This is a genomic window from Geodermatophilus sp. SYSU D01106, assembly GCF_054049995.1.
This window is the reverse complement of sequence record NZ_JBJGYM010000010.1, coordinates 75787-95461: the sequence shown is the minus strand read 5'-3', so window position 1 is coordinate 95461 and position 19675 is coordinate 75787. Positions and strand designations below refer to the sequence as shown.

Genomic DNA, 19675 nt, shown 5'->3' with positions numbered 1-19675 from the left:
ACCGGCTCAGGGACTCCGGCTAGAGGACGGTCACCGGGAGCCGCTCGCGCTCCAGCCACGCCGCCAGCCGGTCGCCGTCCCACGGGCGGCGCCGGCGGGCGGCGGCCAGCGCGAGCCCGCGCGGCAGCTCGAGCAGGGCCAGCGCGATGCCGGCCGCGCCGGGCAGGTCGCCGTCGCGGAGGTGGGCGAGCACGGCGCGGGGGCGGCGGGCGAGGAAGGCCGCCGTCTCCCGCACCGGCCGCCGCGCGTGCTGCGGGAGGAGCACCTGCGTCGTGCGGGCGTAGTGCCACTCGCGCAGGAACACCCCGCGGGCGCTGCGCCCGCCCTTGCCGTGCCGGAAGACGGTGCCGGGCACCCGCAGCAGCAGGTGCCCGGCCGCGCGCAGGCGCCAGGAGGCGTCGCGGTCCTCGTTGTAGAAGAAGTAGGCCGGGTCGAAGCCGCCGGCGGCGAGGAACTCCGCGCGCCGGACGAGCAGCGCGGTGCCGGGCAGGTCGCCGGCGGCGAACGGCGGGCCGGGCGGCTCGTCGGCCTCGCCGGGGCCGTGCACCGCGGGTGCGGCCCAGACCGCGCGGGGCTCGGCGTCCAGCACCTCGGCGAGCCGGCGCAGCATGCCGGGGTCGGGCTCGCCGTCGGAGTTGACCAGCGCCACGTAGCGGCCGCGGCAGGCGTCGAGCGCGAGGTCCATGGCGCGGGCGAAGCCGAGGTTGCGCGGCGCGGTCAGCACCCGCCGGTCGGCGTCCGGGTAGCGGGCCAGCTCCGCGCGGGCCGCGGCCGACGTGGCCGGCGCGGGGGCGTTCTCCACCAGCAGGGCCCGCCCGCGCCAGTCCGGGCCGGTGGCCGCCGCGACGGCGGCGTGGTGGCGGGCGAGCAGGGCGGGGTCCTCGCGGTGCACGAGGAGGACCAGGTCGACGTCGTCGAGGCCGGTGCGGGCGGGCACGGACGCGGGCACGGGTGCGGACACCTCCGCGCCCTACCCCGCCCGGTGGCCTACCTTGCCGGGGAGGGCGGACGGCGAGGCGGGGGGACCGTGACGGGAACGGGGACCATGCGGGTCGCGGCGTCCGGGGCCGACCTGCACGCCGCGGCACGGCTGCTCGGCGTCGCGCCCGCCGCGCTCGCGCCCGAGCTGCTCGACCCCGGCGCCCGGCTCCTCGTCGGCGACGACGCCGCCGCGCACCTGCGCCGCCGCTGGACCGACGAGGGCACCACCGAGGCGGTCGTCGTCCACCGGTCCACCCACGTCACCGACCGGGCCGCGCTGCTCGCCGTCGCCTCCGCCTGGGGCTGCGCGACGGTGCGCGACGCGGGCACCGGCCGCGTGCTCGAGGTGCCCCCGCCCGCGGCGGACGCCCCGCTGACCGAGCGCTTCGCCCACCTCGCCGCGCTGGCCGCCACCCGGGTGGAGGTGGCCGTGGCGCTGGCCCGCGACACCGGCCGCGACCACCGCAAGGACGACGGCAGCTGGTCGATCGCCGCCGACGACGCCGCGCACGACGCCGCGGTGGAGGTGCTGCGCCCGCTCGGCGTGCCGGTGCTGTCGGAGGAGCGGCCCGACCCGTCGGTGCGCGGCGACCAGCCGTGGATCGTGCTCGACCCGCTCGACGGCACCGGCAACTTCCGCGCGGGCCTGCCGCCGTGGGCGTTCTCGGCGGCGCTGGTACACGACGGCGAGCCGGTGGCCGGGCTGGTGGTCGACCTGTCGTCGGGGCGCCGCTGGGCCGGGGGCCGCGACGCCGGCGCGCAGCGGGACGGGGCACCGGCGTCCGTGCGCGAGGGGAGCACCGTCGTCGCGCCGTCGGGCCGGGTGGTGCGGGTGCCGGCCACCGCCTGGCGGGTGCGGGTCACCGGCTGCACCGCCGTCGACCTGTGCCTGGTGGCCGACGGCTCGGCCGGCGCCTGGCACGACCTCGACCGCAGCGGCACCCACGTGCACGACGTCGCCGGGGGCCTGGCCGTGCTGGCCGGGGCCGGCGGGGTGGCGCTGACGCCCGAGGGCGGGCCGCTGCGGCTGGCGCCCGACACGGAGACGCTCATCCGGTTCGTCGCCGCGGCCTCCGAGACCGGCGCCCGCGACCTGATCGCCGCGGTGGGGAGCTAGGCGGTCGGAGCCGAGGCGCGCTCCGCGGCGCGGGCGGCCGCGAGCAGGGCCTCCCGCTCGTGCATCGTCGTGCGGGCCCGGCCGCGGGTGGCGCCGAGCGCCACCTCGGCGGCGTCGATGGCCCGCCAGTCCTCGAGCAGCACCGGCTCCGCGCCGCGGGCGCGCAGCGTCTGCACCAGGTCGTCGCGGTCGCCGCCGGGGGCGATGACGCCGGCCTCGGCGTCGGCCAGCAGGGACGCGACGGTCTCCCGCGCGTCGTGCTTGTTGGTGCCGACGACGCCGCTCGGCCCGCGCTTGATCCAGCCGGCCACGTACTCGCCGGCCGACGCGCCGCCGTCGCGCAGCACCCGCCCGTCCTCGTTCGGGACGGTGCCGCTGCGCGGGTCGACCGGCAGGCCCGGCAGGCCCTCGCCGCGGTAGCCGACCGAGCGGACGACGAGGTCGGCCGGCACCACCTCGTACTCGCCGGTGCCCACCGCGCGGCCCTCGCCGTCGACGGCGGTGCGCTCGACCTCCACGCCGGTGACCCGGTCGGCGCCGAGCAGCCGCACCGGCCGCCGGTAGAACCGCAGCCGCAGCCGGACGCGGTCCCCGGCGGGCTCGTGGCCGGCCCACTCGCGCAGCACGGCGAGGTTGCGGGAGGCGTTGCGGTCGCCGGCGAGGCGCTCCTCGGCGGCGGGGTCGAGCTCGAGGTCGGCCGGGTCGACCAGCACGGTGGCCCGGTCCAGCCCGTCGAGCTCGCGCAGCTCCATCGTGGTGAAGCTGGCGTTGGCCGGGCCCCGGCGGCCGAGCACGGTGACCTCCTCGACCGGCGTCGCGGCCAGCACGTCGAGCACGTGCTGCGGCATGTCGGTCGGCTCGAGCTCCTGCGGGGCGCGCGCGAGCACGCGGGCGACGTCGAGGGCGACGTTGCCGACGCCGACCACCACCGCGCGCCGGACGCCGGCCAGCGCGGCCTCCACGCGGGCCCGGTCGGCGTCGGGGTGGCCGCAGTACCAGGCGACGAGGTCCGTGGCGGCGAGGCTGCCGGGCAGGTCCTCGCCGTCGACGGCCAGCGGCCGGTCCAGCGCGGCCCCGTAGGTGTAGACGACGGCGTCGACGTGGCGGCGCAGGTCCTCCAGCGCGATGTCGGTGCCCACCTCGACGTTGCCGACGAAGCGGACGCCGGGGTCGTCGAGGGCCCGGTGCAGGGTGTCGCGGATGGCGCGCATCTTCGGGTGGTCGGGCGCGATGCCGTGCCGGACCAGGCCGAACGGGGTGGGCAGGCGGTCGAGCAGGTCGACGGTCACCGGGACCGGCGCGCGGCGGGTGAGCGCCTCGGCGGTGTAGATGCCGGCCGGCCCGGCGCCGACCACCGCCACCCGCAGCGGCCGCTCGCTGTCCGGGGCGGGGGATCCGTCGTCGGCCACGACTGGCATCCTGGCCCCGCCGGGTCGCCGTGCGCCAGATCACCGTCCCGGCGAGCCCACCGACCAGAGCAGAGGGGACCGCCCGTGTCCGTCGTCGTCGTCGCCACCATCAGCCCGAAGCCCGAGCACGCCGACGAGGTCCGCCAGGCGGTGCTCGAGACGGTGCCGCGGGTGCACGAGGAGCCCGGCTGCGAGCGCTACGCCCTGCACGAGGGCCGCGGGCAGCTGGTGATGGTGGAGCAGTGGGAGAGCCCCGAGGCGCTCGCCACGCACGGCAAGGCCGAGGCGCTCACCGACCTCTCGAAGCGCCTCGACGGCAAGCTCACCGAGCCGCCGGCCGTCACGGTGCTCACCGCCGTCCCCGCCGGCGACCCCGCCAAGGGCGCCCTCTGACCCGAGCCGCCGCCGCTCGCGTCGAGTGGTCACCTGCCGGGGCATCCGCCGGCGGGTGACCCCGGTCGCCGACGACCGGGCGACGCCAGGGCTCCCTCAGACGGCCTGGCAGACGGGGCACCAGTAGAGGTTGCGGCCGACCATCTCCTCGGTCCGCACCTCGGTGCCGCAGATCCGGCACGGCAGGCCGGTGCGCCGGTAGACGTAGTGCGCGTCCTCCCGGCGCACCGCGCCCGAGCGGCGGGAGCGGTCGGCCGGCTGGGTGGTGACGATGCGGCCCATCCGGACGCCGGCGCGCAGGAGCACCACCAGGTCGTCCCACAGCGCCTGCCACTCCTGCGCGCCCACGTCGCGGCCCGGCCGGAACGGCGAGATGCGGTGCCGGAAGAGGATCTCGGCGCGGTAGACGTTGCCGACGCCGGCCAGCACCGCCTGGTCCATGAGCAGCGCGCCGACCGCCGTCCGGCTGCGGCCGACCTTCGCGTAGGACAGGGGCCCGCCGCGCCGGGTGCGCAGCGGGTCGGGGCCGAGCCGGTCGAGGATGGCGTCCACCTCGGGCTGGGTGAGGACGTCGCACGCGGTCGCGCCGCGCAGGTCGGTCCACACGCCCTCGCCCTTCGGCCCGTCGGCCACCCAGCGCATGCGCAGCGCGCCGCGTGGGGCAGGCGGGTCGCCGACGCCGGTCGTGTAGGTGCCGTAGAGGCCCAGGTGCACGTGCAGCACGTCGCCGCCGAAGTCGGCGAACAGGTGCTTGCCGTAGCTGGTGACCTCCTCGACGACGCGGCCGTCGAGCAGTGCGGCGCCCGCGGCGAAGCGCCCCTGCGGGCTGGTCACGTGCACCGGCCGGCCGGCGAACAGCTCCGACTGCTCCCTCGCCAGCCGGTACAGGGTGTGGCCCTCAGGCATCGCGCACCGCCTGGTAGCGGGCCAGCGCCACCTGGCGCTCCTCCGCGTGGTCGACGATCGGCGCCGGGTAGCCGTCCGGCGGGCCGCCGGGCATGGTCCACGGCTCGTGCACGTACCGGTCGGGGACGTCCCGCAGCTCGGGCACCCAGCGCCGCACGTAGGTGCCGTCGGGGTCGAACTGCTGGCCCTGCCGGGTCGGGTTGAACACCCGGTAGTACGGCGAGGGGTCGGTGCCGGTGCCCGCGACCCACTGCCAGCCGTGGTGGTTGCTGGCGATGTCGCCGTCGACGAGGTGGTCGTGGAAGTAGACCGCCCCGCGCCACCAGTCGACGTGCAGGTCCTTGGTGAGGAACGACGCGACGATCATGCGGACCCGGTTGTGCACCCAGGCCTCGCCGTGCAGCTGCCGCATCCCGGCGTCGACGATCGGGTAGCCGGTGCGGCCCTCCGCCCAGGCGGCGAAGTGCTCGTCGGCGACCGGGCCGGTGTCGTAGCGCATCCGCTGCATGTCCGGGTTGAACGCCGCGTGCGCGGTGTCGGGCCGGTGCCACAGGACGTCGGCGTAGAAGTCGCGCCAGATCAGCTCGCCCACGAAGCGCTCCACCGCCTCGCCGTGGTCCTCGGCCAGCGGCTCGGCCTCGGCGACCAGCGTGCGCGGGTGCAGGGTGCCGTACTTCAGGTGCGGCGACAGCCGGCTGGTGCCCGCGGTGCCGGGCAGGTTGCGGGTGTCGGCGTACCCGGCGAGCCGCTGCTCGCGGAACAGCGCCCAGGCGTCGTGCGCCGCCGCCTCGCCCGCCGGCGGCAGCTGCGTGCCGTCGAGGTCCTGGGCGGGCGGCAGGTCCTCCGAGCGGAGGCCCTCGGCCCACGGGATGGCGTCGGGCCGGGGCGCGGGGGAGTGGATGCCGCGGGCCCGCCAGGCCCGGGCGAACGGCGAGTAGACCTTGAACGGCGTGCCGTCGTTCTTCGTCAGCCGCCCGGGCGTGACGCCGTAGGGCGAGCCGGTGCGCACGAGCGGGACGTCGCCGAGCGCCCGCTCGACGGCGGTGTCGCGGGCGCGGCCGTACACGCCGGCGTCGAAGGACACGTGCACGCTCTCCGCCCCGGTCTCGCGGACCAGGTCGGGCACCACCCGCGCCGGGTCGCCGGACCGGACGACCAGCGCCCCGCCGGTCTGCTCGCGCAGGTCGGCGAGGCAGTCCCGGAGGAACTGCCGGCGCGGCCGGCCCGACGGCTCCCACAGCCGCGGGTCGACGACGAAGACGGGCACGACGGCGCCGTCCGCGCCGGCGGCCTCGACCGCGGCGACGAGGGCCGGGTGGTCGCTCAGCCGGAGGTCTCGGCGGAACCAGAGGAGCGCGGTGGGCACCTCCGCCAGGCTAGGTGGCCGGGCGCGACGCCGCAGGCCAGCGGCCGGTCAGGTGTCGGCGGTGGCCAGGCCGAAGTGCGGCTTGTCGTCGTCGGCCACCAGGTCCAGCGTCTCCGGGTGCTGCTGGATGTAGTGGCGGACGAAGGAGCAGTAGGGGAGGACGTGCAGCCCGCGCTCGCGGGCGGCGTCGAGCACGCCGCTCACCAGGACCGTGCCGATGCCGCGGCCGCCCATGCTCGGGTCGACCTCCGTGTGCGGCAGGGCCATCGTGCCGTCCTCGACGTGGTAGCTGGCCAGTCCGACGACCCGCTCGCCGACCCGCACCTCGAACCGCCCCTTCTCGGGGACGTCGACCACCGTGGTCTCCATCGCTGCGTTGCCACCTCCGCCTCGCCCCGGCGCCGTTGCCGGGGTCACGTCGTGCATCTGGAACGGTAACGCCTCGCAGCTCCGGGTGTTTCCCCTCGACGGGGTGTCCCCCCGGCGCGTCGCGGTAGGGAATCGCCGGACCGGAGCGACAGGGCGGATTCAGCGACCGGCGGATCGGGACCAGCCGCACGGTCCGGCGTCGCCAGGGCCTGCGAGGCGTCGAGGGGGTCTCCCACGGGCGGCGACCGCCGCTCCTCCGGGCGGCGCGAACACCGGGTCCAACACCGCGGACCACGGGACACCTCCTCATGCGAGGACCCGCACGTACCGCACCCGCGCCGCTCACTCGATCGTGTGACAACCGTCACGCAGTGCGGCGACGCGAGGGCGCGGCCCGAGCGAGGCGGACCGGTTCGTTCCTGGTGGTGGCCCTCGACCCCGCACGGCGGTTCGCTGCTCCCCCAGTCACAGGGAACTCACAGGAACGGTGGAGGCGGGGATGAGACGGGACTCGGGAACGGTGGTGGGCGTGCTCGTCGCGCTCGTGGTCGGGAGCGGGACGGTTGCTGCCTCGGCAGAGGAGGTGGTCCCGGCCGGGGTGCAGTCCGAGCCCCTGCTGTCCTGGGAGGCTTGCGGGCTGACTCCAGAGGCGGTCGAGGCCGCCGTGCAGTGCGCTGTCGCCGACCTGCCCCTGGACTACGACGAGCCCGGTGGGGAGCGGGTCGGCATCGCCGTCGCCAAGGTCCCGGCCACCGACCCCGAGCGCCGGATCGGCTCGTTGTTCTTCAACTTCGGCGGCCCGGGCGGGCCGGCCGTCGACTACCTGCAGTCTGCTGGGGCCGGCTTCTTCGCCACGCTGAACGAGCGGTTCGACATCGTCGCCTTCGACCCGCGCGGGGTCGGGCAGAGCACTCCGTCCATCGACTGCCGCGCCGACCAGGAGCGGCAGGGCGTCTACTCGATGCCGTTCCCCACTCCGCTGGACATCGACGTGCCGGCCTACGTCACCAAGTCGCAGTCCTACGTCGACGCCTGCCTGGCCAACAACGGAGAGGTGCTGGCCCACGTCTCCACGGCCAACGTCGCCCGCGACATGGACGCGCTGCGCGCCGCCGTCGGTGACGATCGACTCACCTACCTGGGCTTCTCCTACGGCACGTTCCTCGGGTCCACCTACGCGGCGCTGTTCCCCGGCCGCTACCGGGCCCTGGTGCTCGACGGGGCGGTCAACGCGGAGGCCTACATCGACGACCCGACCTCCCACCTGGTCGCGCAGACCGCTGCGTTCGAGATCGCCCTCACCCGGTTCACCGAGGCGTGCGCGCTCGACCAGGTGGCGTGCTCCGGATTCGGTGGCGCTGACCCCTACCTCGCCTTCGACAACCTGATCCAGACAGCCGAGGGGACGCCGATCCCGGCCCCGGGCTACACACCCGACCCGCGGCCGGTGACGGGTGACGACATCCGCGCGGCGACGTTGTCCCTGCTCTACGCCAAGCAGCTGTGGGGCATCCTCGCGCAGGCCCTCGCGCAGGCGGCCGCCGGCGATGCCACGCTCGTCCGCCAGCTGGTCGACGAGGTCTTCTACGGCCGGCTCGAGGACGGCACCTTCGATCCGGCGACCGATCGGTACTTCACCATCGGCGCGGCCGAGCAGGCGTACAGCACCGACGTCACGACCTATCTCGAGCAGGGCGCGGAGTCCTGGGAGGCCTTCCCCCACTTCTGGTTCAACAGCGGGTACGCCGAGATCCCGTATGCGTTGTGGCCGGCGCGTGACGAGGACGTCTACCGGGGGCCGTTCACGGTGCCCGGGTCCTCCCCGACGGTGCTGGTGATCGGCACGACCTATGATCCGGCGACCCCGTACCAGAGCGCCATCGCGCTGACGGCGCAGCTCGGCAACGCCCGTCTGCTCACGATGGAGGGGGACGGCCACACCGCCTACGGCGGCAACTCCGCGTGCATCGACGCGAGGACCGAGGCCTACCTGATCGAGCTCACGCTCCCCGAGCCAGGCGCGGAGTGCTCGCAGGAGGTGCCGTTCCTCGCGCCCGAGGAGCCGGCCGAGGCGCAGGGGACCGGCGTCCTGACGGAGCGGCCGATCACCCGGGCGCTGCTCGCTCGAGAGCGCTGACACCTCCCGCCCCTGGCCGCCGGCTGACAGGCGGCGGTCAGGGGCGTGGGTTCGTGCGGATCCAGCGGCGCTCGTCCCGGCGGCCGCCGAGCCCGGCGCGGCAGCGGCGGCAGACCTCCTGCACCTCCTCGGCGTGCCGGCCCGACTCGGGCTGGACGTCGGCCCAGGTCACGTGCGGGAAGCGGGTCAGCCGGGAGCGCGACAGCGACAGCCCGCACACCGTCTCGTTGCGCCCGGGGTCCCAGGCGTGCACCTCACCGGAGGGGTACCGGACGCCGTCGTCGGGGTCGACCCACTGGCCGCCGGCGGCCACGGCCGCGTTGCGCAGTGCCATGCCGCCGTCCCTACCCCCGGACGGGTGGTCAGTGCGGCCGGCCGGGCACCGTCTGCGGATCCAGCCCGGTGCGCACCCGCCAGGCGGACAGCGCCGTGCCCAGCCGCGTGCGCTGGCCGGGCTCGTCCACCGGCGCCCCGAGCAGGCGCTCGATGCGCTGCAGCCGCGCGTACAGCGTCTGCCGGCGGATCCCCAGCACCTCCGCCGTCCGCGTCTTGCTCATGCCGGTGGCCACGTGGGCGTCGAGGGTGCGCAGCAGGTCCGTGCCGTGGGCGGCGTCGTGGTCGAGCAGCGGCCCGAGCTGGGCGGTCACGAACGCGGCCAGCGCGGCGCCGTCGACGCTGCCCGCCAGCAGCCGGTGGACGGCGAGGTCCTGGGCCAGCACGACCGGGTGCCGGCCGCCGATGCGGCGGGTCATGGCGACGAGCTCGCGGGCCTCGGCCACCGCGTCGGGCACGGCCGCGAGGTCGGCGACGGGGTCGGCGACCGCCACGGTCCGGACGGCGGGGTCCGGCGTGCCCGCGCACAGCAGGGCCCGCATCCGCTCGGCGGCCTCTCGCTGACGCCGCTGCGCCGACCGCGGCCAGCCCCGGCCGAGGACGACGACGCTGCTGCCGGCGGCCCCGGCCAGGCAGCGGCCCAGGACGGCCTCGGCCGCCTCGCGCACCGCGGGCACCGCCTCGCTCGCCGGGGTGCGCCGGTCGAGCTCCACGGCGGCAACCAGCAGCGGCGTGCCCGCGGGGTGCGGCCAGCCGGCGGCGGCCAGGCGGTCGCGCAGGTCGCCGGCCGACACCAGCACCCCGGCGACCAGGTCGGTGACCACCGCCTGGGCCAGCGACGGGCGGGAGCCCGGGTCGGGGTGGCGGCCGAGCTCGAGGGCGACCGCCACCGCCGCGCGCTCGGCGACCCCGCTCCGGCGCGGCGTCGCCCGGCCGTGCAGCACCAGGCGGCCCACCGGCCCGTGCGGGCCGCGGACCTCGGCCCCGCAGCGCTCCGCCGAGTCGTCCAGCCCGTGCGGGCTGCTGCGCTCGACCACCCGGCCGTCGACGTCGAGGAGCTCCACCGGGCAGTCGGCCAGGCGGGACGTGGCGTGCAGCAGGGCGGCCAGCCCCTGCCCGGACACCACCAGGCCGAGCAGCTCCTGCCAGACCGGCTCCCCGGCGCGCCGCCAGGACAGCTTCCGGCGCAGCAGCAGCTCGTGGAAGTCCTCGACCATCCGCACGAACGGCACGACCTCGCGCAGCGCGAGCAGCACCATCCCGCGGCGCCGCGCCGTCTCCACCAGCTCCGCCGGGACGGCGGCGAAGGAGCGCCCGACCTCCAGCGCGAGGGCGGTGCAGCCGGCGTCGGCGAGCTGCTCGGCGTAGTCGGTGACCTGCTGCGCCGAGCGGCCGTGCAGCCCGAGGCCGGTGGTGAGCAGCAGCTCTCCGCCGGCCAGCAGGCCGGCCATCTCGTAGACCTCCGAGGAGTGCACCCAGCGGACGACGGCGGCGTGCGGGTCACCGGCCAGCACCTCGGGCGCAGCGGCGCGGACGGCGGGCAGCTCGAGCACCTCGGCCACGGTCGGCAGCACCCGCGGACCGTGGCCGGGCGGCGGACACCGTGTCAAGCGATCGGCCGCCTCGGCCGCACGCCGTGTCCCTTGTCCCGCGGGCGCGCTGCGACTTCGCTGCGAGGTCACGACGACGTCCCGAGGAGAGCCCGTGACCACCGTGCCCCTGCCCAGCGCACCCCCCGGCCTGTCCCCGGAGGAGCTCGACCGCTTCCACCTCGGCCTCGCGATCGAGCAGGCCCGCATCGGCTGGGAGGAGGGCGGCGTGCCGATCGGCGCCGCGCTGGTCTCCGGCGGCCGGGTGCTCGCCGTCGGCCGCAACCGCCGGGTGCAGATGGGCAGCCCCATCCGGCACGGGGAGACCGACTGCATCGACAACGCCGGCCGGCAGCCCGCGTCGGTCTACCGCAGCAGCGTGCTCTACACGACGCTCTCGCCCTGCTTCATGTGCGCCGGCACCGCGCTGCTCTACGAGATCCCCCGCATCGTCATCGGGGAGAACCGCACCTTCCAGGCGTCGGAGGAGCTGCTGCGCTCGCACGGCGTGGAGCTCACCGTCCTCGACGACGCCGAGTGCGTCGAGCTGATGCGCCGCATGGTCTCCGAGCGCCCGGAGATCTGGAACGAGGACATCGGCGAGGAGGCGTGAGCAGCGCACCGCGCACCGACGGGCGCGTGACCGGCGCCGACGAGGCCGCCGTCGTCGACCCCGACTACCCGGTCACCCCGGTCCCGGCGCACGCCCGCAAGTCGTTCTTCTCCGTCGCCGTCGTCCTGCTCGGGTTCACGGTCTTCACCCCGACGATGCTCGCCGGGGCGGCCCTGGGCCCGGCGTTCTCCTTCGGCGACCTGCTGCTCGTCATCGCCATCGGGTCGCTCGTGCTCGGGGCCTACGTCGCGGTCATGGGCTGGATCGGCGCGCGCACCGGCCTGACCACCGTCGTCATGGCCCGGTACACGCTCGGCTCACGCGGCGCGAAGCTCGCCTCGATCCTGCTCGGCGGCACGCAGATCGGCTGGTACGGCGTGGTCGTCGGCACCATCGGCGACCTGACCGCCGAGGCCTTCGGCTGGGAGTCCTACGGCGCCCGCGCCGCGGTGATGGTGGCGACCAGCGCGCTGATGTGCGCCACCGCGTACTGGGGCTACAGGGGCATGTACTGGGTGTCGCTGGTGTCGACGCCGCTGATCCTGGTCCTCGCGTTCTGGGTGCTGGCGCGCTCGCTGCAGGAGGTCGGCGGGTGGGGCGGCCTGGCCGGCATCGAGCCGACGACGTCGATGGCGATCGCCGTCGCGGTGACCACCGTCGTCGGCACGTTCGTCTCGGCCGGCACGCAGGCGCCGAACTGGACCCGGTTCGCCCGGACGGGCTCGCACGCCGTGTGGGCCTGCGTCATCGGCTTCCTCGTCGGCAACGGGCTGATGGTGTTCTTCGGCGCGGTCGGGGCGCTGACCTTCGGCGAGGGCGACTTCGTGCTCGTCCTCTACCAGCTGGGCCTGGTCGGCTGGGGCCTGGTGCTGCTGTTCGGCAACCTCTGGAAGAGCAACGCCGACACCGCCTACGCCTTCGGGGTGGCCGGCGCCGAGCTGTTCGACCGGCCGAGGAAGGCGCCGTTCGTCGTCGGCGGGTCGGTGATCGCCACCGCGCTGGCGCTGGCCGGCGTCGAGGACCACCTGGTCGACTACCTGGTCCTGCTCGGCACGTTCATCCCGCCGCTGGGCGGCGTCATCATCGGCGACTTCCTCGCCCGGTGGCGCTGGGGCATCCCCGAGGGCCACGTGCCCCCGGCGCTGCGCTGGCCGAACCTCGCCGCCTACGCGGTGGCCGCGTTCCTCGCCTGGCTCAGCGGCGAGCTGGGCGTCGGCATCCCGCCGGTGATCGGCATCGTCGTCGCGGTGGCCCTGTCGATGGCGCTCGCCCGGACGTCGCCCGCCGACCGGGCCGGGGCCGGCGCGCGGGGGTAGGACGGCGGCCCGCGGGTGCCGGGGGCGGGGTCACCGCGGTGCGGCACGGCGGCCGGCCCCGCGGGGCCACCGCGGGGCCCGGTCGAGGGCCGGCCGGCACAGGTGGACGACGAGCAGCACGAGGCCGCCCGCCACCCAGCCGGCCAGCACGTCGGAGACCCAGTGGGTGCCGAGGTAGACCGTGGTCAGCCCGACCGTGACCGCCAGCAGGACCGCCAGCCCGGCGGCCCAGCGGCGGCCCCGCCGCGCCAGGAACGCCAGCACGCCCCAGGTGACGACGGCGTTGGCGGTGTGTCCCGACGGGAAGATCGTCCCGTCGGTGAACACCTCGCTGCCGCCGGGAGCCAGCGCCCCGTGCCCCAGCTGCAGCGGCCCCAGCCGGCCGAGCAGGTGCTTCACCGACCCGACGGTGACGTTCACCAGCAGGGTCGCGAGGCCGAGGACGAGCAGGGGGCGCAGATCCCGGTCCCGCAGCGTCCTCGGCAGCAGCGCGGCCACGGCGATGGCCAGGCAGATCGCCCGCTGGCCGAGCAGGACCCACGCGTCGACGAGCGGCTCCAGCGCGGGCCAGCGCGCGGCCGGCCGCCAGCGGAGGACGGCGGTGTCCAGGTCGGGCAGGTGGTCGCCGAGGACCACCGCCGCCGTCAGGCCGGCGTAGAGGACGGCGAGCAGCCCGACGAGCGCGACGACGGCGTGCCGGCGCGGCCGGGGGCGCGCGAGCGGTCCGCCGGCCCGGGCCGCGGGCACCCGGGCGAGGGCGGTCGCCGCGCTCCCCGGCGCCCGGACGGTCCTGGTCAGGCGTCCGTGCCGGCGTCGCCCGGCGGCGGGGGAGAGGGCACGGGCAGGCTCCGATCAGGTCGGGACGGCGCCTGCCGGGGTCGGTGCGGCATGGCGCGTGCCCTCTGCTCGGGCGCGTCGTGGGAGGCGGGGCGGTGGCCCCGCGCGCGGGAACGGGCCGGCGTCCGCGCGGCGGGCCGGGACACGTGTCCGCGCCAGCGGTACCCGGGCGCGCGGCGGGGCAACCGGTGCCGCGTCCGAGGACGGCGGGAACCCCGTCGCCGCGCCGGCCCGGCCGGGCTACGGTCGCCCCCGCCGTGCCGGACGCAGCGGAGGGAGGACCCGTGGACAGGCAGACGTGGGTGCTCCCCCGCGGGGACACGGCCGGGCGGTAGGCCGCCCGGGAGCGCCGTCCGCACTCCGGGAGGGCACGACCGTGCAGACCACCTCGGAACACCGGATCGACGACGGCGCGCTCGAGCGCCGGTCCACCCTCGGCGGGGTCCCCGGCGTCCTCTGGACGCCCCCGCCCGCCCCCGCACCGGCCCCGCTGGTGCTGCTCGGCCACCCCGGCGGGCTCGCGCGGATGTACCCGCGCCTGCTGGCCCGGGCCCGGCACTGCCTCGCGGCCGGGTACGCCGCGGCCGCGCTCGAGCTCCCCGGCGCCGGGGAGCGGCCGCCCTCGGCCGCCGCCGAGGCGGCCCGCGCCGACCTGCACCGGGCCCTGGCGGCCGGACGGCCGGTCGACGACGGGATCGTCGACCGGCTGGTCCTGCCGCTGGTGGAGGCGGCGGTGCCGGAGTGGCGCGCCGCCCTCGACGAGCTGCTCGCGCTGCCCGGGCTCGGCGGCCCGGTCGGGATCTCGGGCGGCATCGTCTCGATCGGCGTCCGGCTGGCGGCGGTCGACCCGCGCGTCGCGGCCGCCGTGCTCTTCGCCGGCAGCCACGTCCCCCGGGCGGTCCTGGAGGAGGCCCGGCGGGTGACGGTCCCGCTGCTGGTGCTGCTGCAGTGGGACGACGAGGGCAACGACCGGCAGGCGGCCCTCGACCTGTTCGACGCGCTCGGCTCGCGGGAGAAGACGCTGCACGCGAACACCGGCGGGCACACCGGCGTCCCGGCGTTCGAGGCGGACGACGTCGACCGCTTCCTCGCGCGGCACCTGGGCTGAGGTGCTGGTGCCCCCGGCAGGATTCGAACCTGCGACACACGGTTTAGGAAACCGATGCTCTATCCCCTGAGCTACGGGGGCTCGTCGGCGCGGGGCCGACCCGGGGCGGACCGAGGCTACCGGGGGAGTGCGCGGGGTCCCGCGCAGCGTCCCCGGGGCCTACCGTCGGGTCGTGGTGCTCGCGGTGGTCGAGATCGTGGTGCTGCTGGTCCTGCTCGGCCTGCTGCTGTCCCGGCTGGGCGTCTGGACGGCGGGGCGGCCGGCCCTCGCGCCGCCCCGCGCGACCTGGGGTCCGGCGCACGACGAGGTCGACGGCGTCACCCGGGTGCTCCTGCGGCGCTCCCGCCCGGGGCCGGACGGCGAGCCCGTCGTCCTGGAGGAGCGCGTGTTCACGACCTTCCCCGCCGACGACCCCGCCTGGGAGACCCGCTTCACCGAGGCGATGGCCGGCGCCCGGTTCCGCTGCCGCTACCTCGACGCGGAGGAGTCCGCCGGCTGAGCCCCCTGCGGCGCGGCCGGCCGGCGGGCCGGGGAGGATGGCCGCATGGGACAGGTCGTGGCCACCGCCGAACGCGTCGTCCGAGCGCCCGTCGACCGGGTCCGCGCGGCCCTCGCCGACTACACCGGCGCCCGCTCCCGCGCGCTGCCCGAGCAGTTCAGCGACTACCGCGTCGAGGCCGGCGGGCAGGGCGCGGGCACCCGCGTGCACTGGCGGTTCGCCGCCACCAGCAAGCGCGTGCGCGAGCAGGACGTCGAGGTCAGCGAGCCCGAGGGCACCCTGGTCGAGCGCGACACCCGCTCGTCGATGGTCACCACCTGGACGGTCCTGCCCGCCGCCGGCGACGGCAGCACCGTGCGGGTGCGCACCACCTGGGACGGCGCGGGCGGCGTCGGCGGCTTCTTCGAGCGCACCTTCGCGCCGAAGGGGCTGCGCCGCGTCTACGACGACCTGCTCACCCGCATCGAGCGGGAGCTCGTCGCCTCCTCCTGACGTCGCGGCGCGGGGAGCGCGCGCGGAGGACGATGGGCCGGTGACCGCCGCCCTCCCCGCCGTCGAGACCCCGGCGGCCCTCGACGAGCTCACCGGCCTGGTCGCCGACGGCGACGTCCTCGTCCTCTCCGGCGCCGGCCTGTCCACCGACTCCGGCATCCCCGACTACCGCGGCGCCACCGGCTCGCTGCGCCGGCACACGCCGATGACCTGGCAGACCTTCCGGCGCGACCCGCGCGGGCGACACCGCTACTGGGCGCGCAGCTACGTCGGCTGGCCGCAGATGGCCGCCGCCCGCCCGAACGCCGGGCACTCCGCCGTCGCGCGGCTGCAGCGGGCCGGCCTGCTCGGCGGCGTCGTCACCCAGAACGTCGACGGGCTGCACCAGGCCGCCGGCGCCCGCGACGTCGTCGAGCTGCACGGCGGCCTCGACCGCACCGTGTGCCTGTCCTGCGGCGACGTCGCCCCGCGCGCCGAGCTGCACCGCCGGCTGCGCGCGGCCAACCCGGCGTTCGGCCCGCGCGCCGACGAGGTGAACCCCGACGGCGACGCCGAGCTGCCCGACGAGGTGCTCGACGGCTTCGTGATGGTCGACTGCCGCGCCTGCGGGTCCGGGCCCCTCAAGCCCGACGTCGTCTTCTTCGGGGAGACGGTGCCGCGCGACCGCGTCGACACCTGCTTCCGGATGCTCGAGGACTCCGGCGCCCTGCTCGTCCTCGGGTCGTCCCTCACCGTCATGAGCGGCTACCGGTTCGTGCTGCGCGCCGCCGAGCTCGGCATCCCGGTGGGCGCGGTCAACCTGGGCCCGACCCGCGGCGACGCCAAGGTCGACGTGAAGGTGGACGCCCCGCTCGGCACGGTGCTGCCCGAGCTCGCCCGCCGCTGCGGCGCGTGACCCCCCGGGAGGTCGAGCACACCGCCGACGGGCGCTGGATCGTCGTCGACGGGCGGCGGTGGCGGAAGGCCGACCCGTCGCTGCCCGACGACGTCCGCGCCCGGCTGCTGTCCCACCTCGGCGCCGCCCGCTCGGCGGTGCGCACGGCCGGCGACCCGGAGGCCGTCCGGGCCGCCCGCGACCGGGTGCAGCTGGCCAAGACCGGGCTGGGGGAGCGGGGCCCCGCCTGGTGGGACCAGGACGACGACGCCCGCCGCGCCCGCTGGGAGGCGGCGCTGGACGCGCTCGGCGGTTGACCGCCCGCGTCGCCGGGCAGGAAGCCCCGCGATGCAGACCTTCCTGCCGGTGGCCGACTTCGTGGAGAGCGCGCGGCTGCTGGACTCGCCGCGGCTGGGCAAGCAGCGCGTGGAGACGCTGCAGGTGCTGCGCGCCCTGGAGCTGCCCGACTACGGCTGGACCTCCCACCCGGTCGTGCACATGTGGCGCGGGCGGACGGCGGCGCTGGTCGTCTACGGCCTCGCGATGGTCCAGGTGTGGCGTGAACGCGGGTTCGCCGACAGCACGCACACGCTGATCGCCGAGTTCGCCCCCGACGTCGAGCACGCCTCCCAGGACGAGCTGGCCCGCGCCGGCCTGCTGCCCTCCTGGGTCGGCGACGAGGCGGTGCACCGCTCGCACCGGTCGAACCTGCTCGCCAAGGACCCGGACTTCTACCGGCCCCTGTTCGAGCCGCTGTTCGGCGTCGAGCCCGACGACCTGCCCTACCTGTGGCCCGGGCACGACGACGTCCCGCCGGCGCCCGAGCCGGAGGGCACCCGGGTGTGGGTCGTGCGGCCGCGGGCACACAACGAGCTCGGTGCCTGCCTGGCCGCCGGCGTCGTCGGGCTGGGCACCCAGTCGGGGGTCGACGTCGACGCCACCGGGCTGTCCCCGGTCGAGCTGCGGGCGCTGGCCAAGGAGCTGTCCGGGCGGCGGCCGAGCAAGGACCTGCGCCAGCTGTCGACCTTCCTCGACGAGATCCGCCCCGGCGACCCCGTGGCGCTGCCCATCGAGCACGGTGCCGGCCTGCTGCTGGGCGAGGTGCTCGGCGACTACCTCTTCGACGGCCGCGAGCTGCTGCCGCACCGCCGCCCGGCCCGCTGGGACCACGTGGTGCCCCGGGCGGCCGCCCGCCCGCCGGCCACGCTGCAGGACCCGCGCGCGCTGTTCTCCGTGGTGATCGACCCCGACGTGCTGCCGCCGTCGCTGGCCGGCACCACCTACCGGGAGCCCGCGCTGCCGCTGGTCTGAGGGGGGCGCCGGGCGGCGCCCCCCGCCCCGTCAGGCCCCGGGCAGCGGCACGTTCTGCAGCCGCACCTGGCCGCGGGCGACGAGCTTGCCGTCCTCGGCGCGGGTGAGCTGCACGAGCCACAGCTGCAGGGTGCGGCCCTGCTGGACGGGCTCCGCGACGACGTCGAGCCGCCCGGCGGTGACCGGCCGCAGGAAGTCGGTGCTGTTGTTGACCCCGACCGCGAACTGGCCGCGGTCGGCGACGGCGACGCTGGCCCCGATCGAGGCCGCCGACTCGATCACCGCGCAGTAGACGCCACCGTGCACGACGCCCCACGGCGTGTGCTGGTCGGGCCCGAGCTCGACGGTGCCGGTGACCCGGGTGCCGGTGGCCTCGGCGACGTCGAAGCCGGTGGCCGCCACGAAGGCGCTGGTCGAGGACCGGTCGACGCCGGGCAGCTCCGCGCTCACGCGGCGTCCCACACGAGGCAGAACGGGTGGCCCACCGGGTCGGCGTAGACGCGGAAGTCGCCCCCGCCGCCGGGCAGCTTCCGGGCGCCGAGCGCGAGGGCCCGCGGCTCGGCCTCGTCGATGTCGCGCACGAAGACGTCGAGGTGGAACTGCTGCGGCCGCCCCGGGTCGGGCCAGTCCGGCGGCACGAGGTCCGGCGCCTGCTGGAAGGCCAGCCGGTGCCCCTGCCCGGTGACCACCACCCAGTCGTCGCCGGGGGAGCCCTTGCTCACCTCCATCCCGAGCAGGTCGGCGTAGAAGGTGGCGAGCGCGTGGGCGTCGGGCGCGTCGATGACGACGCTGTGCAGCGAGCCGATCATGGAGCCCATCCTGGCCGGTCGGCGCCGTCCCCACCGCCGGTGATCGGGCCGTCCGGCGCAGGGATCCGGCCACGGGGGAGGATCGCCGACGTGCCCGCCCCGACCGACCAGCCCCCCGCCCTCGGCTCGCTGACCTGGGAGCCCGCCGCCGCCCGCGCCGACCTGCTCGGGGACGCCGTGGCCGCCGCGCTGCCCGCGCTGACCGGCCCCGCCTGGGTGGCGCCGGTCGACGACGACCTCGCCGACACCGCCGCCTTCACCGAGGCCTACGGCGTCCCGCTGGAGGCCTCGGCGAACTGTGTCGTGGTGGCCACCCGCCGGGCCGGGCAGACGGCGCTCGCCGCGTGCGTGGTGCTCGCCACCACCCGCGCCGACGTCAACGGGCTGGTCCGCCGGCACCTCGGCGCGCGCAAGGCGTCCTTCGCCCCGCAGGACGTCGCCGTCGCCGAGTCCGGCATGGCGTACGGCGGCATCACGCCGGTGGGCCTGCCGCCGTCGTGGCCGGTGCTCGTCGACGCAGCCGTGGCGGCCGCCGAGCTCGTCGTCGTCGGGTCGGGCACGCGCGGGGCGAAGCTCGCGCTGCCCGGGTCGGTGCTCGCGGCGCTGCCCGGGGCCGAGGTCCTCGAGGGTCTCGGCGTCCCGGTCGCCGACCAGCCGCAGCCGGCCCCGGCCGGGCCTGTCGAGCGGGCGCCCGACGACCGCGACGTCGGCTGGGGCGAGCGGCCCGACGACGCCGACGCCGACCGGCGCTACCTGGAGGACCGCCCGCCCCACTGGGGCAGCGACTAGAGGGCGGTCGAGCCCGGCCCGCCGGGACGCTCGCCGGGGCCCGCCCCCTGCTGCGCGCGCAGCAGGTCGCGGATCTCGGCGAGCAGCTCCACCTGGGTGGGCGCCACGGGGCCCGCCTCCTCGCCGCGCTTGCGCCGCTCGGCGACCTTCTTGAGCGGCAGCACCACGACGAAGTAGACGACCGCCGCGGTGAGCACGAAGGTGATCACCTGGCTGATGAACGCGCCGTAGGTGAACGTCTGACCGTTGACCGTGAAGGTGCCGCCCACCTCGCCGCCGCCGGCCACCAGGCCGATCAGCGGGGTGAGGAACGAGTCGGTGAACGCGGTGACGACGGCGGTGAACGCGGCGCCGATGACGACGGCGACGGCCAGCTCGACCACGTTGCCGCGCAGCAGGAAGTCCTTGAAGCCCTTGAGCACGGGCC

Annotated in this window: 23 protein-coding genes and 1 tRNA gene; 12 read left to right on the top strand and 12 right to left on the bottom strand. The window is 76.8% G+C overall.

Going from position 1 to position 19675, the window contains the following annotated elements; genetic code table 11:
- Positions 1-19: 19 nt before the first annotated feature.
- Positions 20-949, bottom strand: a complete 930-nt coding sequence (locus ACI78R_RS12735; RefSeq protein ID WP_457040986.1) for a glycosyltransferase — start codon at positions 947-949, stop codon at positions 20-22.
- Between the two features lie 78 nt (positions 950-1027).
- On the opposite strand from ACI78R_RS12735, the gene ACI78R_RS12730 reads away from it, so the two are divergent.
- Positions 1028-2098, top strand: a complete 1071-nt coding sequence (locus tag ACI78R_RS12730) for an inositol monophosphatase family protein (RefSeq protein ID WP_457040985.1) — start codon at positions 1028-1030, stop codon at positions 2096-2098.
- On the opposite strand, the gene ACI78R_RS12725 is transcribed toward ACI78R_RS12730, so the two are convergent.
- The gene (locus ACI78R_RS12725) at positions 2095-3507 is read right to left on the bottom strand and encodes an NAD(P)-binding protein (protein WP_457040984.1); all 1413 of its coding nucleotides are present in this window, start codon (positions 3505-3507) and stop codon (positions 2095-2097) included. The genes ACI78R_RS12730 and ACI78R_RS12725 overlap by 4 nt on opposite strands.
- A gap of 84 nt (positions 3508-3591) precedes the next feature.
- On the opposite strand from ACI78R_RS12725, the gene ACI78R_RS12720 reads away from it, so the two are divergent.
- On the top strand, positions 3592-3900 hold the full coding sequence (locus ACI78R_RS12720; RefSeq protein ID WP_073418493.1) for a putative quinol monooxygenase: 309 nt from the start codon (positions 3592-3594) through the stop codon (positions 3898-3900).
- 96 nt (positions 3901-3996) lie between these two features.
- On the opposite strand, the gene ACI78R_RS12715 is transcribed toward ACI78R_RS12720, so the two are convergent.
- The 3 genes from ACI78R_RS12715 to ACI78R_RS12705 are packed head-to-tail and all read right to left on the bottom strand — an operon-like array spanning position 3997 to position 6541.
- Positions 3997-4806: an Fpg/Nei family DNA glycosylase gene (locus ACI78R_RS12715; RefSeq protein WP_457040983.1), complete on the bottom strand. Its 810-nt coding sequence runs from the start codon at positions 4804-4806 to the stop codon at positions 3997-3999.
- Positions 4799-6172, bottom strand: a complete 1374-nt coding sequence (locus ACI78R_RS12710) for a cryptochrome/photolyase family protein (RefSeq protein ID WP_457040982.1) — start codon at positions 6170-6172, stop codon at positions 4799-4801. Before ACI78R_RS12710 ends, ACI78R_RS12715 begins: the two co-directional genes overlap by 8 nt.
- Before the next feature lie 48 nt (positions 6173-6220).
- Positions 6221-6541, bottom strand: a complete 321-nt coding sequence (locus tag ACI78R_RS12705; RefSeq protein ID WP_073418500.1) for a GNAT family N-acetyltransferase — start codon at positions 6539-6541, stop codon at positions 6221-6223.
- Between the two features lie 499 nt (positions 6542-7040).
- On the opposite strand from ACI78R_RS12705, the gene ACI78R_RS12700 reads away from it, so the two are divergent.
- Entirely contained in the window at positions 7041-8678 is a 1638-nt protein-coding gene (locus tag ACI78R_RS12700; RefSeq protein WP_457040981.1) for an alpha/beta hydrolase, read from the top strand.
- A gap of 37 nt (positions 8679-8715) precedes the next feature.
- Here ACI78R_RS12700 and ACI78R_RS12695 read toward each other — a convergent pair whose 3' ends face one another.
- Both ACI78R_RS12695 and ACI78R_RS12690 read right to left on the bottom strand, forming a co-directional pair.
- Complete coding sequence (locus ACI78R_RS12695) at positions 8716-9012, bottom strand: hypothetical protein (RefSeq protein WP_457040980.1); 297 nt, start codon at positions 9010-9012, stop codon at positions 8716-8718.
- A 28-nt stretch (positions 9013-9040) separates the two neighbouring features.
- Positions 9041-10585 carry a PucR family transcriptional regulator ligand-binding domain-containing protein gene (locus tag ACI78R_RS12690; protein ID WP_457040979.1) on the bottom strand — a complete coding sequence of 515 codons (1545 nt, stop codon included), beginning with the start codon at positions 10583-10585 and terminating at the stop codon, positions 9041-9043.
- A 130-nt stretch (positions 10586-10715) separates the two neighbouring features.
- Here ACI78R_RS12690 and ACI78R_RS12685 point away from each other — a divergent pair, with 130 nt between their 5' ends.
- Both ACI78R_RS12685 and codB read left to right on the top strand, forming a co-directional pair.
- On the top strand, positions 10716-11213 hold the full coding sequence (locus ACI78R_RS12685) for a nucleoside deaminase (protein WP_083628222.1): 498 nt from the start codon (positions 10716-10718) through the stop codon (positions 11211-11213).
- A complete protein-coding gene (codB, locus tag ACI78R_RS12680) occupies positions 11210-12529 on the top strand; it encodes a cytosine permease (RefSeq protein ID WP_457040978.1) in 1320 nt (439 codons plus the stop codon). The genes ACI78R_RS12685 and codB overlap by 4 nt, the downstream gene beginning before the upstream one ends.
- A 30-nt stretch (positions 12530-12559) precedes the next feature.
- Here codB and ACI78R_RS12675 read toward each other — a convergent pair whose 3' ends face one another.
- The gene (locus tag ACI78R_RS12675; protein ID WP_457040977.1) at positions 12560-13276 is read right to left on the bottom strand and encodes a phosphatase PAP2 family protein; all 717 of its coding nucleotides are present in this window, start codon (positions 13274-13276) and stop codon (positions 12560-12562) included.
- A gap of 466 nt (positions 13277-13742) precedes the next feature.
- Between ACI78R_RS12675 and ACI78R_RS12670 the strand changes: the two genes are divergently transcribed.
- A complete protein-coding gene (locus ACI78R_RS12670) occupies positions 13743-14474 on the top strand; it encodes a hypothetical protein (protein WP_457040976.1) in 732 nt (243 codons plus the stop codon).
- Positions 14475-14479: 5 nt separating this feature from the next.
- On the opposite strand, the gene ACI78R_RS12665 is transcribed toward ACI78R_RS12670, so the two are convergent.
- Positions 14480-14555 (bottom strand) — tRNA-Arg (locus ACI78R_RS12665).
- A gap of 91 nt (positions 14556-14646) precedes the next feature.
- Here ACI78R_RS12665 and ACI78R_RS12660 point away from each other — a divergent pair.
- From ACI78R_RS12660 to ACI78R_RS12640, 5 genes are read left to right on the top strand one after another with little or no spacing between them, the layout of a single operon-like run.
- The gene (locus ACI78R_RS12660) at positions 14647-14973 is read left to right on the top strand and encodes a hypothetical protein (protein WP_139252798.1); all 327 of its coding nucleotides are present in this window, start codon (positions 14647-14649) and stop codon (positions 14971-14973) included.
- 45 nt (positions 14974-15018) lie between these two features.
- On the top strand, positions 15019-15465 hold the full coding sequence (locus ACI78R_RS12655; protein ID WP_073418522.1) for an SRPBCC family protein: 447 nt from the start codon (positions 15019-15021) through the stop codon (positions 15463-15465).
- A 40-nt stretch (positions 15466-15505) separates the two neighbouring features.
- The gene (locus ACI78R_RS12650) at positions 15506-16360 is read left to right on the top strand and encodes an NAD-dependent protein deacetylase (RefSeq protein WP_457040975.1); all 855 of its coding nucleotides are present in this window, start codon (positions 15506-15508) and stop codon (positions 16358-16360) included.
- Positions 16357-16656, top strand: a complete 300-nt coding sequence (locus tag ACI78R_RS12645; protein ID WP_457040974.1) for a biopolymer transporter Tol — start codon at positions 16357-16359, stop codon at positions 16654-16656. The genes ACI78R_RS12650 and ACI78R_RS12645 overlap by 4 nt, the downstream gene beginning before the upstream one ends.
- 31 nt (positions 16657-16687) lie before the next feature.
- Positions 16688-17650 (top strand): MSMEG_6728 family protein, encoded by a 963-nt coding sequence (locus tag ACI78R_RS12640; protein ID WP_457040973.1) that lies wholly within the window; start codon positions 16688-16690, stop codon positions 17648-17650.
- 30 nt (positions 17651-17680) lie between these two features.
- Here the strand turns inward: ACI78R_RS12640 and ACI78R_RS12635 are convergent, their stop codons facing one another.
- Complete coding sequence (locus tag ACI78R_RS12635; RefSeq protein WP_457040972.1) at positions 17681-18100, bottom strand: PaaI family thioesterase; 420 nt, start codon at positions 18098-18100, stop codon at positions 17681-17683.
- Positions 18097-18459: a VOC family protein gene (locus ACI78R_RS12630; protein ID WP_457040971.1), complete on the bottom strand. Its 363-nt coding sequence runs from the start codon at positions 18457-18459 to the stop codon at positions 18097-18099. Before ACI78R_RS12630 ends, ACI78R_RS12635 begins: the two co-directional genes overlap by 4 nt.
- Before the next feature lie 90 nt (positions 18460-18549).
- Between ACI78R_RS12630 and ACI78R_RS12625 the strand changes: the two genes are divergently transcribed.
- Entirely contained in the window at positions 18550-19248 is a 699-nt protein-coding gene (locus tag ACI78R_RS12625) for a YbaK/EbsC family protein (protein ID WP_457040970.1), read from the top strand.
- Here ACI78R_RS12625 and mscL read toward each other — a convergent pair.
- Positions 19245-19670 carry a large conductance mechanosensitive channel protein MscL gene (mscL, locus tag ACI78R_RS12620; RefSeq protein WP_457040969.1) on the bottom strand — a complete coding sequence of 142 codons (426 nt, stop codon included), beginning with the start codon at positions 19668-19670 and terminating at the stop codon, positions 19245-19247. The genes ACI78R_RS12625 and mscL overlap by 4 nt on opposite strands.
- Positions 19671-19675: the final 5 nt, after the last annotated feature.

Coding starts and splice junctions, on each gene's coding strand:
- ACI78R_RS12715 (WP_457040983.1), bottom strand. CDS start 4,806: ATGCCTGAGGGCCACACCCTGTACCGGCTGGCGAGGGAGCAGTCGGAG.
- ACI78R_RS12705 (WP_073418500.1), bottom strand. CDS start 6,541: ATGGAGACCACGGTGGTCGACGTCCCCGAGAAGGGGCGGTTCGAGGTG.
- ACI78R_RS12630 (WP_457040971.1), bottom strand. CDS start 18,459: ATGATCGGCTCGCTGCACAGCGTCGTCATCGACGCGCCCGACGCCCAC.
- ACI78R_RS12640 (WP_457040973.1), top strand. CDS start 16,688: ATGCAGACCTTCCTGCCGGTGGCCGACTTCGTGGAGAGCGCGCGGCTG.
- ACI78R_RS12655 (WP_073418522.1), top strand. CDS start 15,019: ATGGGACAGGTCGTGGCCACCGCCGAACGCGTCGTCCGAGCGCCCGTC.
- ACI78R_RS12700 (WP_457040981.1), top strand. CDS start 7,041: ATGAGACGGGACTCGGGAACGGTGGTGGGCGTGCTCGTCGCGCTCGTG.
- ACI78R_RS12695 (WP_457040980.1), bottom strand. CDS start 9,012: ATGGCACTGCGCAACGCGGCCGTGGCCGCCGGCGGCCAGTGGGTCGAC.